This window comes from Streptomyces sp. NPDC005799, assembly GCF_040630525.1.
GTDB lineage: Bacteria > Actinomycetota > Actinomycetes > Streptomycetales > Streptomycetaceae > Streptomyces > Streptomyces griseorubiginosus_B.
Genome location: NZ_JBEXXQ010000010.1, coordinates 171412 through 184344, shown reverse-complemented (window position 1 = coordinate 184344; position 12933 = coordinate 171412). Strand labels below are relative to the sequence as shown.

Here is a 12933-nt window from a genome sequence, read left to right as displayed (position 1 = left end):
TTGCGGCATGTCAACGAGGCCAACACGAGTTTCTGGGTCAGGAGTTGGCAAATACGTCGGCGCAAAAGCCGGACGACGCCCCGGCCTGGGCCTAATCCCTGGCGTCGTAGGCCCGGCGGGCCCGCTCGACATGTTCCAGGTTGGGCGACCACTCGGAGAGTGCCGCGAACAACGGCGCCAGACTGCGGCCGAGTTCGGAGATCTGCGAGCCGGTGAGCTTCGTCGAGCAGAGCCGTTCGGAGGCCAGGGCGGCGATGGTGCGTTTCATGCCCGAACCCGTCGTGGAACGCACCCTCGACATCCTCGGCGCACCCTCAGCCGGTCTGCGCCGGGTCAGCCCGGACGTCGAGCGGCTCCTGGGCCGCCCGCCCCGCGCCTTCGCCCAGTGGGCGGCCGGCAACATCGCGGCCTTCCGGTGACGCGCGGCCGGCGATCCGACCGCCGGCGCGCATGAGTTCGGCCGTGCCGGGCAATCGGGTGACATGGCCTTGCCGCACCGTTCCCCCGTGGTGCGGCAAGGCCCTTCTCGGATTCAGCGCATACGCGGCTGAGCGGACGGCGTCGAGTGCTCGACCCGCGGGCGGCGCGACGCGGCGCCGTACAACTCCTTCGACGTGGAGATCAGTTCCTGCTGCTCCTCGCGCGAGCCGACCATGGGCCGGGATCCGTTCAGCGGCACCTGCGCCGTCTCGGGCAGGAACTTGACGGTCACCAGGCCGATCGCGCCCGCCAGCATCAGGTAGTACGCGGGCATCAGGTCGTCGCCGGTGAGGTTGACCAGCGCCTCGGTCACCAGCGGGGTCGTACCGCCGAAGGCCGCGACCGCGATGTTGAAGCCGATCCCCATGGCCGCGTAGCGCACGGCGGTCGGGAAGAGGGCCGGCAAGGTGGCGGCGCTCGGTGCGGCGAAACAGGCCAGCAGCGTGGAGAGGATCAGCACGCCTAGGATCGGCGGCCAGGTCCCGTGCATCTTGATGAGCTGGAAGGACGGAACCGCCAGCACGATCATCGCGGCCGCGGAGACACCATAGACGGGCCGTCGTCCGATCCGGTCGCTGAAGCGGCCGATGAAGGTGATCAGCAGGACGATCCACACCATGCCGATCAGCACCAGCAGATCGGCCGAACCGCCGGACCGGTGCAGGGTCTCCGTCTGATAGGTCGGCAGGAACCCGGTCACCATGTAGTTGGTGACGTTGTACAGCAGCACCAGACCCATGCAGATCAGCAGCGGCCGCCAGTGCCGCGTGACGATGGCCTTGAACTCGCTGCCGGCCGACTCCTGGGCAAGACCCTTCTCGTGCTCGTCCAGTTGCTGCTGGAACGCGGGCGACTCCTCCAGCTTCAGCCGCATGTACAGACCGATCACACCCAACGGGCCCGCGATCAGGAACGGCACGCGCCAGCCCCAGCCGAGCATCTGATCGTCGCTCAGCGCGAGGTTCAGCAGCGTGACCAGGGCGGAGCCGAGGGCGTATCCGACGAAAGTGCCGAAGTCAAGCCAGCTGGAGAGGAATCCGCGCCGCCGGTCGGGTGAGTACTCGGCGACGAACGTGGTCGCGCCGCCGTACTCGCCCCCGGTGGAGAACCCCTGCACCATGCGGGCCAGGAGCAGCAGGATCGGCGCGGCGATGCCGATCGTCGCGTAGCTGGGGATGAGGCCGATGGCGAACGTGCCGACCGCCATCATGATCATGGTGGTGGCGAGCACCTTCTGCCGGCCGAGGCGGTCACCGAGCGGTCCGAAGACGAGCCCGCCCAGGGGCCGTACGACGAACGCCGCGGCGAAGGTGGCGAACGAGGAGACGACTTGGGCTCCCGGGGACGCGCCGGGGAAGAAGACCTTGCCGATGGTCGCGGCCAGGTAGCTGTAGACGCCGAAATCGAACCATTCCATGCAGTTGCCGAGCGCGGAGGCGCCGACCGCGCGCCGCAGCAGAGGGGGTTCGACCACCTGCACATCGTCGGGACGGAAGGCCCGCTTGTTCCGCCTCAGTCGGCGGGCGAGTTCGTCGCGGACCTGTCGGGGCAGTTCCGCGACCGTCTTCCGCCTTGTCACCGGACCCGCTTCGGACGCTTCGTCGGGCAGGGCCTCGGCCACGCTGTCACCTTCTTCCGGGCCGTACTTTTCGCGGCAGCGAATGCGGCGGGGAGAGTGAGGGCGCCGCACACCCCGCTGTTGCCCCTGATCACGCGTGTCACACGCACCTCGTCTGCGATCGCAACGAAGATGACCGCTGTGTGAAGATGCGTCGCCCCTCGCGATTTCCTCGCGGAAGCCGGGTATCGGATTGTCCTCAGTCCCGACAAGGCGGTGCCATGCGATCGTCCAGACCACACCCTCGTTTCGTGGAGTTGCGGCCCCACGCCCCGGCCGCCGGCGGAGGGTTGGAGCAGTTGCAGCTGGCCCGGCTCCGACGCGCTCTCGCCGCGCGCTCCACCATCCATATGGCGGAAGGCGCGCTGGTCGTTCTCGGGCCGCTGCCGATCGAGGACGCCGGGGAGGTCCTGGCCGACGTCGCCCTTCGTCTCGGCGTCGACGCGCTGGTGGTGGCCCACCATGTGCTGAACCTGGTCCAGGGAGTGGACGTACCGCGGTCCGTGGCCGACGCACTGCGGCACGTGCTGGCGCGTCGGCGGGCATGACGGCCGGACTCGACCGGCCCGGGGCCTTCGGAGATGGTTCTCGGCGGCGAGAACCCACGGCCCTGGACCGGCCGACGGCTCAGCCGGCCAGCGCTCAGCCGGCGGAGTCGATGCCCGTGACGGCTGCCGGTCCCAGCGGGGCGCTGCCCTCGTCCAGGCCTACGGCGTTCAGCGCGGACTCCGCGTAGCTTCGGGCCGCCCGTTCGGCCTCGGGAGCGCTGTCCGCGTCGATCCTGAGCCGGACGGTGAAGGTGCCGTCGTCGTTGACGGTGAGGGCGTCGAGATCTTCCTCGTTCCCCATGTGGGTCTGGTGCGGGTCCACTGGCCGCAGGGCCCGGGCGAGCTCGCTCTGCGTCTCCTGCCCTGCTGCGCCGGTGAACGTCCCCGGCACCGAGATGACGTACGTCGTCATGGCGTTCCTCCCTCGGTTCCCCCCTCGACTACCCCGGTTCACCGCCAAGATCCCGGCCGACATCACAGCGGTCCTTTGTCACCCACGGGCTGCGGCGGAGGTTCACCGAAACGGACGGAGATCTTCTCGAATCCTTTGAACGACTCGGCGTTCGCGTAGAAGCGGTAGGCGCGCAGGTCGCCGGCCGCGAGGTGGACGTGGTCGGTGAAGGGCGTCATCAGGCTGCGCGGCCACAGCCGCAGGTGTCGCACGGCGATGACCTCCGCCGTGGCCAGGTAGACCACCGCGGCCAGGTAGATCCAGGCGAGCAGTCCGAGGACGATCCCGAACATGCCGTACGTCGCCGTGGCACCCCGCAGCACATGCCCGATGTAGTACGAGCCTCCCCACTGCAGTACCTGCCAGGCGCATGCCGCCGCCAGAGCCGGGCCGCGCATCGAGCGCAGCGGCAGTCGACGCCGGGTCATGAGGCGGAAGCTCAGCAGGAGCAGGGCGGCGTCGACGACGACGCCCGCCACGCCGACGGCGATACGCAGGCCGATCGCCAGGTGCGTGCCGAAGGCGCCCGTCGCGGATTCCGCGGCCGACAGCGCCGTGGTCACGCCGAGTCCGGCCGCGAGGAGCAGGAGGAAGTACAGGCCCCTCAGGCGCGAGCGCAGCGGATCGGGCCGGGCGTGCCGCGGCACCGCGAAGATCTTGTTCAGGGCGTGCTGGACGGCTTGGGAGACGCCGAGAGCGCCGTAGACGCTGCCCGTGACACCTACCGCCACGGCGGCACCGCTGCCGTGGAAGGAGTGGATGTTGTGGCCGAGCTGGTCGCCGATCACCGGGAACTCACCGAGCGCCGAGTGGAGCACGGAGTGCTGCAGCTGAGGATTGCCGTGCAGGGCGGCGCTGAGGATCGCCACCAGGAACAGCAGCAGCGGGAAGAGGGAGACGAAGCCGTAGTACGCCAGGAGCGCGGCCAGGTACGTGGCCTGGTCGTCGAAGAACTTGTACACGACCGCGAGCGGCATGCCCGCGCGCCGGTGGCGTCGCTGGTATCGGTCCAGTCGGGCCAGCACGTCCATGTGCCCTCCCACCCCGTCGCGGGCGGACCCGCCCCTCGGCGGGCACCGTAGCATTCCTCTGCCCCGTCCGGCTGCGTTGTCACACTCGGGGCCGCTGCCTCGTCGTAGTGCCGGGACACCGTCCGAGACAGTGCGAAGGAGAGACCCATGCCGGTGACCGAGACAGAGAACAACAGGGCGCTGCTCGACCGCTTCCACTCGGCCGTCAACAGCCACGACCCGGCCACGATCGCCAGGGCCATCGACGAGTTCGTCGCGCCTGACGTGGACTTCCGCACGCCGGTGCCGATGGACGTGACGGGGACACAGGCCCTGAAGCGGGTGTGGGAGGTGCTTCTGCGCGCGTATCCCGACATTCACGTAGCGCTGGAGGAGACGATCGCGCAGGGCGACAAGGTCGTCGCCCGGAACACGGTGACCGGGACCCACCTCGGCGACTACCAGGGCCTGGCGCCCACCGGCAGGTCCGTCACCTACAGCGAGATCTTCATCTTCCGCTTCGACGGCGGACGCATCGCCGAGATCCGGGGCGTCGTCGACGTGCTCGCGCAGCTTCGGCAACTCGGCGCCGCGGAGGTTCCGGCATGAGAACTGCGGTCACGGATATGGACAGACCTTGATCCCACTCGTAGCGTGACCTCTGGTCCGGACCAACGGGTTCCGGCTTGCCCTCCGCCCCGGGCGGGGAGGGGAGCCAAACGCAGAGGAAGTGGGAGACATGCCGAACAAGTACCAACTGACCGGAGGATTATCGGCCGCCTGCGCATTACTGCTGGCCGCACCGGGTGCCGCGCACGCCGAGGTCGAGCCGGGGGGCTGGACCTCCGAATCGCCCTCCTACACCGTTCAGGAACGCGGATGCGGCCAGGTCGACGGCCTGACCTTCAAGCTGCCCTGTTCCACCGGCAGCGGCGACCAGCGCGCCGAGCGCCGCTACGCCACGTACAGCGGCGGCACCCACCAGTTCGAGGGATACTTCCGCATCACCAGCATGAGCGGCACCCGCATCAGCCTCAAGCAGACGTTCAACGACACCAGCGGACACGCCGGCCCCTACTTCATGCTGGCGGTCGAACGCGGCGGCAGGCTCTACGACGTACACGACGGCGACACGATCGCGAACGTCGCCACGATCGGCACCACCGTCCGTGTCAACACCGTGCACCAGGTCGGCAAGGAGCACCGGACCTACATCAACGGCTCCCTCAAACACACGGACGACAGCCCCGGCGGCAGCTTCTACGACAAGATCGGCGCCTACCGCACCGGCAGCGGGAGCGGGCCGGCGACCGTCGTGTGGAGCGACGTGAAGTTCTGGAAGAAATGAACGGCCTCGTCCTGGTCCGTACGCTGGCGGTGGCGCTCCTCGTCACCGCCGGTGTCACCGCCTGCTCCTCCCCCAATGCCGACACTTCCCCATCGCACGGTACGGCGACGAAGGCGCGCCCCGCCTCCGACCGTGGCCGCACCGAGCTCACCGGGGCGCTGGCCTCGCCCGTGGACGTCGTACTGACCTGGACGGGCGAGGAGCCCGGCGCCGCCGGGCATGTCGTCGAGTTCGCGACGGACCCGAAAGGGCCCTACACCATCCTCGGCTACCTGCCGCCGGGCCGGAACAGCTACCACCACCCCGACCTCATGCCGCACACACCCTTCTACTACCGTGTCCGCCCCTACTACGGCCCGGCGTCCCGACCGATCGAAGTCGACCTGCCCGACAGCGCCCGAACCCCGCGTGAGCGGACGCGCGACCCCTCCTGGGCCACTCCGCACACCCTTCGTGGCCAACCGGGCACCACCGCCTCGATCCGCCGTACGTCCGGCACCGACGCGGCCGCGCCGACCGATCTGCGGGCCGCCGTCATCCAGGCCAACGGCATCCGGTTCACCTGGCACGATCACGCCGACGACGAACAGGGCTACCTGCTGGAGGACCGACCGCAAGGCAGGCACGGCTTCCTCCCCGTCGCCGCGCTGGACCCCGACGTCACCTCCTTCGGTCTGATCACCCTGCCCAGCGAGAAACAGGCGTCGTACCGGGTGCGGCCCTACTACTTCGGGCAGCGCTCCAACGTGGTGCGCTTCCTGACCGGCACGCCCCCGGACGACCACCGATAGGTCCCGCGTCTCGTGTTCTAGGGCGAGGGCTCCGCGGACCGGCCGGCCCGGCGGGTGAAACGCCGCAGCCCCCGTCGCGTGGGCTTGAGGGGTTTGTCCTCGGGGGCGACCGGGACCCGGCCCGGGGTCAGGGCCGGCGTCGAGGCCGGGGACGGAACGGACTGGCTGCCTCGTTCGAGCCGGCTCCGCACCGCCTGCGCCATCGCCTGATGCGACGGTTCCAGCAGCAGTCCCTCGGCGGACAGGCGCTCCCACATGTGCAGCAACTCCTGTCCCCGGGTGGCCACCTGACGGTCGTCCTCCAGCCGTTGCCACGCCGCCGTCGCGCGGGCCACCTCGGGCGCCGCCCGGTTCAGGTCGGTGCGGCAACGGATGCGGGCGACGGTCAGCGCCAGGACGGTGGAGAGCATGTAGTCGCCCCGCAGATAGGCGAGGTAGGCCTCGATCGCCCGTGCCTCCAGCGAGAGTTCGTCCTCCGCGCCCCTGCGCAGCGTGAGGTGCTCCCGCAGTGCCCTGGCGAGGACGTACGCCGCGTGCATCTCCTCGCGCTGCGCGTGCTGGATGATCCGCTCGACCCGGGCCAGCGGAGGGAACGCCTCCTCCTCGGCGGCGGTACGTTCGTGCCCCGGCGGCAGATCCTCCTCGTCGCCGATGGTCCGGCTCGAGCCGTCGGGGTACACCCGAAGACGTGCCACCTGCTGCACGGTGCGGTCGATGACCGTGGCCGCCACCGGGGCCCCCAGGGTGCGGGCGAACATGGCGATGGCGTCGAGGATCGCCTCGTTGGGCTGTCGCGTACCGGCCATCTCCAGCAGATGGCCGTTGACCACCGTCGACCCGTCCTCGGCCACATAGGCGTCGAGGCGGATCAGCGGCGGTGCGCTGAGCGCGGGCAGGTTCCCCTGGCCACGGGGTGTCAGTGACTGGGACATCCGCTCAGGCTCCGGGGCGCACGACACCGAGGACGGGCATGGAGGCGGCCGGCGCGGTCGTGACCGTGCGTCCGGGCCGCGGGGCGTGGACGATCTGCCCGCCTCCGATGTACATGGCCACGTGGGTGGCGTCGCTGAAGTAGATGATCAGGTCTCCGGGCTGCGCGGAAGACAGGCTGACCCGGGTCAGTCCCTGCCACTGCGCCTGCGAGGTACGGGGTATGGGGTGGCCGGCGGCCGCCCACGCCGTCGAGGTGAGTCCCGAGCAGTCGTACGAGGACGGGCCCACGGCACCCCACACGTACGGTTTGCCGATCTGCGCCATGGCGAAGTCGACCGCCTTCGCGGCCGCTCCGGTCGCCTTGGTCCTGCCGCCGGAGGAATCGGGGCCCGTCCACTCGGACTTGGCCTTCTGCGTCTCCTCCTTCTCCAACTGGTCGAGCTTGCGGGTCTGGTCCTTCTTCAGTCCCGCCTCGATCCGCTCGGCCGCGGCGATCTTCTCCTCGATCTTCTGTTTCGCGGCGGCCTTGTCGGCGCGGCTGCTCCTCAGCTCTCGCAGCTTCCGGGCGGCGGCGTCGGTCTGCCGACTCAGTTCGGCTCGGGCTGTTTTCTGGCTCTCGGAGACGTTGACCAGGTTCCGCAAGGCCTGGCGGGCCTGGGACGCCTCGTCCAGTGCCTGGTCGGGATGATCGCCGAGCAGTAGCTGGATACCCGTGGCATCCAGGTCTCCCCCGCGGTACTGGGTCCGGGCGGCCGCGCCGGCGAGGTCGTGCAGGTCGTCGACCCGGCTCTTCGTGCGGGTCAGGTCCTTGCGGAGCGAGTTCAGCCGCTTCGTCTGCTCGCTGGCCTTCTCGTCGGCGGTGTTGTACGCCTCGGTGGCCACCTCCGCCGCGCGGTAGAGGCCGTTCAGCTCGGTGTGGATGTCCTCGATCGACTTGTCGTTCTGCGGGTCGGGTTCACTCGGGGCCGCGTAACTCGGGCTCGGTAACAGGGTGATCGCACAGACGAGGGCCGCTGACGCGGCCCGGCTCCGCAGCTGTCTGCCGCCGGTCGACACGTTCATCAACTCCATGTTCAGAGGTCGCGTGCAGGCGGCTCAGACGGACGACACGCCCCTCGCGATCCCCAACCAGGTTCCTGCGCGGGGCCGTTCGAGCCTCGAACACATTACCTTCCCCAGGAACTCTGACCTCGTGGATCCCCGGCGTGTCAGCCTTCCCCATGGCGAGAATGCGTCGAGCCGCCGTACCGGCAGGTGACCGGTGTCGACGGCTCTTCGCGCACTGCGGTTCCCGGGGGACAACCCCCATCACCCGGTACGGGAACGGCGACCGTACAACTAATGAACGTTCACTGATGAAGAGGGTGTCACGGGGGTAAGCGAGGGGCTCGGGGGCGTCGAACTCGGCGCAGATGAGCCATCGTTGGCGGTGGGCGTCGGCGAGGAAGTGGGCGTGCTCGTGACCGGCGTCGCCGGGGCTTGGCTCGCCGAAGGTGACGCGGTACTCGGCGCCGCGGCCGGGGACGGGCTGTTCGCGGGGCTGCTCGACGGCGGCGTCTGGCCGAGCGGTACGAGCACGGCGTCGGTCACCAGACCTTCCGCGCCCGTCGTGAGACCGACGGGGTTCGCGACGCCTAGGAGCCGGTCGCAGCCGAGGTTGGTGAAGGACTGGTTCGCCCGCGAGGCCAGGAATCCGAAGAGGTTCGGGGCCGTTCCCGGGTCGGGTGAGGGCGCGTTCGTGAAGAGCGCCTTGTCCTTGAAAACGCGCTGGACTCCGGCGGGGTCGCCGAAGAGGGTGCTACAGAAGGCCTTTCCGTCGCCGCCGTGGCCGGCGCCGATCGGGGGCATGTCGACCCCGGCGCGATAGCGGTCGGTCTTGCGGACGCTGGTGTGGTCGTCGACGAGCGTCATGGGGTCGTTCTCCGGGACGAGCGCGATCGGGGCCCGCTGACGGGCCGCTGCGGACAGCTCGTCCAGGGGCAGGGCCGAGGAGGCCTGGCCGTCGCTGGACTGGTTGGGGGCGGTGAACGGGGTGCAGCCCAGGGCGGGGTCGATGAAGTGGGTCAGCAGGAGGTTGTCGCTGCCGTTGGTCAGGTCCGTGAACGACGCGCCGCCCGACTGCGCGGCCTTGCGCAGGGCCGCCCTGCTCGCGGCGTTGTTCTGGGCGATGCGGCCCTGTGCGTCGGCGAGGTAGTGGGTGACCACGTTGTCGCTTCCGTCCTGGTCCACGACCGAGAAGTCCCGGGTGGTCGGACAGGGCCGCCCGTCCCTGGCGGTTCCGAGCGCGGGGATCCGGATGTGCTTCTTGGCCGTCTGGGCGTTGGCGGCGCGGAAGAAGGCGGGGGCGTTGCAGTAGGCGAACTGGCCGAAAACGGATCCGGGCACGCCGTTGACGCACCTGCCCTGGGCGAGGCTGCCGCCGCTCGGCTTGAGGGTGAGCTGGTCGCCGTTGAAGCCGAACCACACGCCGACCGTTGATCCCTTCGGGACGGTGGGCCGGACGGTGGGTGCGGCCGGCCTCGTCCCCTTGTCGATCACCAGCGGGTCATAGACGGTCAGTTTGCCGCTTCTGGTGACGATGGCCGCTTCGACGAAGGCCGCCTGGTCGGGATTGGCCTCGTGGCAGGGGCCCTTGCCGGGGTCCGTGGCGACGAGCTTGTAGGGCGTGGCCAGGCCGCGGGCGGTGAGCGGGTGGCCGGGCACCACCAGCGTGCAGTTCGGATCGGGCGCGGCGTCCTGCGCCGGTTGCGAGGCCGGCTTCCCACCGGCCTGCGCCTGCTGGTGGTGGCCGGCGCCCGCCGCGAACACCGATCCGGCTACGACGGCCAGGATCACCGGCCCACCTATGACGGCGAGCGACCACTTCGACCGGGCTCTGCGCCGGGCGTGCTCACGCCGTGCGGTATGCGGTGACTGTATCGGGTTCTTCGAGGGCACTGGCCTGCTCCTTGCGTTCCGGATCGGGCGCCAGAGACGTTAACAGCGGCCTGCTGGACAACTCGCAGCACTTTGCCAACGAAATTCCTGCTCATAATGATCAACAGGTATTCGACTGCGGCTCGATTGCATCAGTGAGTAAAGTGTTTGAGCTGGTGCCGTCGGAGGCTTTCATGAGCGACCCGATGCGGAAAGGAGCACAAGATTTGCAAAGGCATACTTTCGTTGCCCGGATTCATTTCCTTCCGCCGAACGCCTCCTTCCGGATCACGTCGAGAATGCGGGGAACGCCTTCCGTGGTGCGGACATCGACGAATGCACGCGGATGAAGGTCACCGGTCGCCTCACGCAGGAGCGCGTCGCCCAGGTCCGCGCGCGAGGTGAACCGGCCGGGCAGGCGGGAGGTGGCGACCCGGTAGTCGCTGACGGCTTCCGCGTCGAAGAGGCCCGCGGGCCGGATGACCGTCCATGCGCGGCCGCTGTCGCACACGATCCGCTCCATGCGTCGCATGTCGTCGTACACCGTGCGTCCGACGGTGCGCGCGATGAGGGGTTCGAGCACCTTGCGGAAGAAGAAGGTCTCGCCGGGTGCGGGCACGTCGAAGAGTACGGTCGAGCTCACGCAGACCAGGCGCCGGACGCCGTGCTTCGTCATGGCCTGGGTGATGTGGGTGATGCCGTCCGAGTACACGCTGACCGGATCACGGGTGTACGGCGTCCCGAGCACCGAGATCACCGCCTCCTGCCCCTCCACCGCCCGCTCGACGGCGACGGGGTCGAGTACGTCCGCGCCGCGGACCCGCACGGACGGATGACTCAGCGGGAAGTCCGCCGGGTGCCGGGTGACCGCGGTGACGGTGTGCCCTTCGGTGAGCGCCTGCTCGGTCACCTGCCGCCCGGTCGGTCCGTTCGCACCGAATATGACGATATTCACGTTCGTTCCCCTTTCCTCTCACCTGAGAGGAGTTCGGGGCGGCGAATGTGACGTCCCGGCGGGTCAGGCTTCCGGAGCGAGGCAGGCCGGACGGGGGCCGGCCGTCGGAGGCGGGTCGGCGAGGCAGGCGGCGGCGCGTTCCGGGCCGACGAAGGGGGCCAGGACGGAGTACGTCAGGCCGGGCAGCAGGGCGGGCAGTTCGGCGGTCCGGCCGGCCGCGATCCGCCGGTATATCGCGGAGTAGACCCCGCCGACGACCATGTCGATCAACTCCTCGATAGGGACCGGGAGTTCGAGTTCGGGCAGGTCGGTGAAGAAGTGCCGGAAGCGGGCCAGGAGCGCTTCGCGCGCCTCCCGGCCGGCGGGGCCGACCGCGTCGATCTCCACGATGGCCATGGCGGCGAATGCGGGTGCCCCGGCGAGGATTCCGAGCAGCGCGCCGAGCCCGGCGCGTACCCGGTTGGGCCAGTCCGCGGCCTGGGCGTGCGCCTCCTCCATGGCGGAGAAGACCAGGGAGGTGCCGTGGTGGTGGGCGGCGAGGAAGGCGTCCTCCTTGCCCTTGAACAGTTCGTAGAAGACCGGCCGGGTCACGCCCGCCGCCGTACAGATGTCGCTGACCCGGGTGCGGGCGTAGCCGACCTGGGCGACGGTGCGGACGAAACCGTCCAGGAGCCGGTCACGCTGGTTGGCGGCGACCACCTCGGGCGCGGCACGACGCGGTCCCCGCCGCAGCGAGCGCTCGGGGTCGCGTCCCGTGCGGGTACCGGGCAGCACCAGCGCGGGCGGCACCGACGGCGCTTCTGCCATGCCACGTCCTTCCTCGCGAACTTCCGTGCACCACCTTGACGTTGAATACCCGTCAGGTTTACAACCTTCACAGGTTTTCCACTCGCGCGGACCTGCGGTGCAGACCGCTGGAGCCGTCAGTCTCACGCACCCGCAAGGCCGCAACAAGAGGCCCGGCACTCCTACGCCGGGTCAGCACCCGCACCGGTCCGCCGCTCCCTCCCTCCGGGAGCTGCCATGCGCGGGTCGTCGCCTCCGCATCCCCATGGCGGAGGCGACGACCCGCTCTCTTCGCCACCCCCCAGTACCAGAGGACCTGCCATGCGCAGACACACCGTCGTCGCCATAGCCGCCACCGCCGCCCTCGCGGGCCTGACGTTCCTCCCGGCCACCGCCGCCTCCGCGGACAGCGCCGTGCTCACCTACGGCAGCGCGGGCGGCAACGCCGTCGCCGTCGGCGATGTCATCACCGGCTCACTGGCCGGCGGCACCAAGGCCTCCCTCGCCACCAGCAGCGGCGGCAGCTCCGGTATCACCTGCACCGGCTCGACGCTCACCGCCACCGTGACCGACAACCCGGCCGCCCCGGGCACCGCCACCGAGTCCGCGACGGCCCAGACCTTCACCGGCTGCACCAGCAACGTCTTCGGCGTCACCGGGGTGCGCAGCATCACCGTCAACGGCCTGCCCTACACCACCTCCGCCGCCTCCGACGGCAGCGTCACCGTGACCCCGGCCGCGGGCGGCAGCATCCAGACCACGGTGGTCCTCTCCACCCTGCTGGGCTCCGTCACCTGCGTCTACCAGGCCCCCAGCCTCTCCGCGGTGAGCTCCAACGGCACCAACAGCCTGACCTTCACCAACCAGCCCTTCAGCAAGGTCTCCGGGTCCGGGCTGTGCAACGCCAACGGCTACTTCTCGGCCTCCTACGCCCCCCTGGTCGACAGCAGCGTCAGCGGCTCCCCCGCCATCTACACCAACTGACCGAGGTCGAGGGGGGGGGGCCGGCCGGGGGGGCGGCGGCCCCCCCCCGCCCGCGGGGAGAAAGTCAGACACCCCCACATGGGGAGTGGAAACCTGTGTAAAACACACACATG

General features: G+C 69.8%; 14 protein-coding genes and 1 pseudogene. 6 read left to right on the top strand and 9 right to left on the bottom strand.

Features of this window, described 5'->3' with window-relative positions; genetic code table 11:
- Nucleotides 1-91 precede the first annotated feature (91 nt).
- Nucleotides 92-205 (bottom strand): annotated as a pseudogene (locus ABZ453_RS12780) (transcriptional regulator); the annotation flags it as partial.
- Between the two features lie 61 nt (nt 206-266).
- On the opposite strand from ABZ453_RS12780, the gene ABZ453_RS12775 reads away from it, so the two are divergent.
- Nucleotides 267-419 (top strand): hypothetical protein, encoded by a 153-nt coding sequence (locus tag ABZ453_RS12775; protein ID WP_359014393.1) that lies wholly within the window; start codon nt 267-269, stop codon nt 417-419.
- Nucleotides 420-532: 113 nt separating this feature from the next.
- Here ABZ453_RS12775 and ABZ453_RS12770 read toward each other — a convergent pair whose 3' ends face one another.
- On the bottom strand, nt 533-2101 hold the full coding sequence (locus ABZ453_RS12770) for an MFS transporter (protein WP_359014391.1): 1569 nt from the start codon (nt 2099-2101) through the stop codon (nt 533-535).
- A 248-nt stretch (nt 2102-2349) separates the two neighbouring features.
- Between ABZ453_RS12770 and ABZ453_RS12765 the strand changes: the two genes are divergently transcribed.
- Entirely contained in the window at nt 2350-2646 is a 297-nt protein-coding gene (locus ABZ453_RS12765) for a hypothetical protein (RefSeq protein WP_359014389.1), read from the top strand.
- A 94-nt stretch (nt 2647-2740) separates the two neighbouring features.
- Here the strand turns inward: ABZ453_RS12765 and ABZ453_RS12760 are convergent, their stop codons facing one another.
- Both ABZ453_RS12760 and ABZ453_RS12755 read right to left on the bottom strand, forming a co-directional pair.
- Nucleotides 2741-3058, bottom strand: a complete 318-nt coding sequence (locus tag ABZ453_RS12760; protein ID WP_359014387.1) for a hypothetical protein — start codon at nt 3056-3058, stop codon at nt 2741-2743.
- A gap of 62 nt (nt 3059-3120) precedes the next feature.
- Nucleotides 3121-4128: a YihY/virulence factor BrkB family protein gene (locus tag ABZ453_RS12755; RefSeq protein ID WP_359014385.1), complete on the bottom strand. Its 1008-nt coding sequence runs from the start codon at nt 4126-4128 to the stop codon at nt 3121-3123.
- A 147-nt stretch (nt 4129-4275) separates the two neighbouring features.
- On the opposite strand from ABZ453_RS12755, the gene ABZ453_RS12750 reads away from it, so the two are divergent.
- The 3 genes from ABZ453_RS12750 to ABZ453_RS12740 all read left to right on the top strand — a co-directional run bounded on the left by ABZ453_RS12750 (nt 4276) and on the right by ABZ453_RS12740 (nt 6246).
- Nucleotides 4276-4716, top strand: a complete 441-nt coding sequence (locus tag ABZ453_RS12750; RefSeq protein ID WP_359014383.1) for an ester cyclase — start codon at nt 4276-4278, stop codon at nt 4714-4716.
- A 130-nt stretch (nt 4717-4846) separates the two neighbouring features.
- A complete protein-coding gene (locus tag ABZ453_RS12745) occupies nt 4847-5455 on the top strand; it encodes a hypothetical protein (RefSeq protein ID WP_359014381.1) in 609 nt (202 codons plus the stop codon).
- The gene (locus ABZ453_RS12740; RefSeq protein WP_359014379.1) at nt 5452-6246 is read left to right on the top strand and encodes a fibronectin type III domain-containing protein; all 795 of its coding nucleotides are present in this window, start codon (nt 5452-5454) and stop codon (nt 6244-6246) included. Before ABZ453_RS12745 ends, ABZ453_RS12740 begins: the two co-directional genes overlap by 4 nt.
- A 17-nt stretch (nt 6247-6263) precedes the next feature.
- On the opposite strand, the gene ABZ453_RS12735 is transcribed toward ABZ453_RS12740, so the two are convergent.
- The 5 genes from ABZ453_RS12735 to ABZ453_RS12715 all read right to left on the bottom strand — a co-directional run bounded on the left by ABZ453_RS12735 (nt 6264) and on the right by ABZ453_RS12715 (nt 11857).
- On the bottom strand, nt 6264-7178 hold the full coding sequence (locus ABZ453_RS12735; protein WP_359014377.1) for a hypothetical protein: 915 nt from the start codon (nt 7176-7178) through the stop codon (nt 6264-6266).
- A 4-nt stretch (nt 7179-7182) separates the two neighbouring features.
- Nucleotides 7183-8241, bottom strand: coding sequence for an NlpC/P60 family protein (locus ABZ453_RS12730; RefSeq protein WP_359014375.1), 1059 nt, complete (start codon nt 8239-8241; stop codon nt 7183-7185).
- A 276-nt stretch (nt 8242-8517) separates the two neighbouring features.
- Complete coding sequence (locus ABZ453_RS12725; protein WP_359014373.1) at nt 8518-10014, bottom strand: hypothetical protein; 1497 nt, start codon at nt 10012-10014, stop codon at nt 8518-8520.
- Between the two features lie 337 nt (nt 10015-10351).
- On the bottom strand, nt 10352-11050 hold the full coding sequence (locus tag ABZ453_RS12720) for an NAD(P)H-binding protein (RefSeq protein WP_359014371.1): 699 nt from the start codon (nt 11048-11050) through the stop codon (nt 10352-10354).
- 63 nt (nt 11051-11113) lie between these two features.
- Nucleotides 11114-11857 (bottom strand): helix-turn-helix domain-containing protein, encoded by a 744-nt coding sequence (locus tag ABZ453_RS12715; RefSeq protein WP_359014369.1) that lies wholly within the window; start codon nt 11855-11857, stop codon nt 11114-11116.
- Nucleotides 11858-12157: 300 nt separating this feature from the next.
- On the opposite strand from ABZ453_RS12715, the gene ABZ453_RS12710 reads away from it, so the two are divergent.
- Entirely contained in the window at nt 12158-12820 is a 663-nt protein-coding gene (locus ABZ453_RS12710) for a Tat pathway signal sequence domain protein (RefSeq protein ID WP_359014367.1), read from the top strand.
- Nucleotides 12821-12933 lie beyond the last annotated feature (113 nt).

Coding starts and splice junctions, on each gene's coding strand:
- ABZ453_RS12760 (WP_359014387.1), bottom strand. CDS start 3,058: ATGACGACGTACGTCATCTCGGTGCCGGGGACGTTCACCGGCGCAGCA.
- ABZ453_RS12740 (WP_359014379.1), top strand. CDS start 5,452: ATGAACGGCCTCGTCCTGGTCCGTACGCTGGCGGTGGCGCTCCTCGTC.
- ABZ453_RS12735 (WP_359014377.1), bottom strand. CDS start 7,178: ATGTCCCAGTCACTGACACCCCGTGGCCAGGGGAACCTGCCCGCGCTC.
- ABZ453_RS12745 (WP_359014381.1), top strand. CDS start 4,847: ATGCCGAACAAGTACCAACTGACCGGAGGATTATCGGCCGCCTGCGCA.
- ABZ453_RS12750 (WP_359014383.1), top strand. CDS start 4,276: ATGCCGGTGACCGAGACAGAGAACAACAGGGCGCTGCTCGACCGCTTC.
- ABZ453_RS12775 (WP_359014393.1), top strand. CDS start 267: ATGCCCGAACCCGTCGTGGAACGCACCCTCGACATCCTCGGCGCACCC.
- ABZ453_RS12715 (WP_359014369.1), bottom strand. CDS start 11,857: ATGGCAGAAGCGCCGTCGGTGCCGCCCGCGCTGGTGCTGCCCGGTACC.
- ABZ453_RS12755 (WP_359014385.1), bottom strand. CDS start 4,128: ATGGACGTGCTGGCCCGACTGGACCGATACCAGCGACGCCACCGGCGC.
- ABZ453_RS12730 (WP_359014375.1), bottom strand. CDS start 8,241: ATGAACGTGTCGACCGGCGGCAGACAGCTGCGGAGCCGGGCCGCGTCA.
- ABZ453_RS12710 (WP_359014367.1), top strand. CDS start 12,158: ATGCGCAGACACACCGTCGTCGCCATAGCCGCCACCGCCGCCCTCGCG.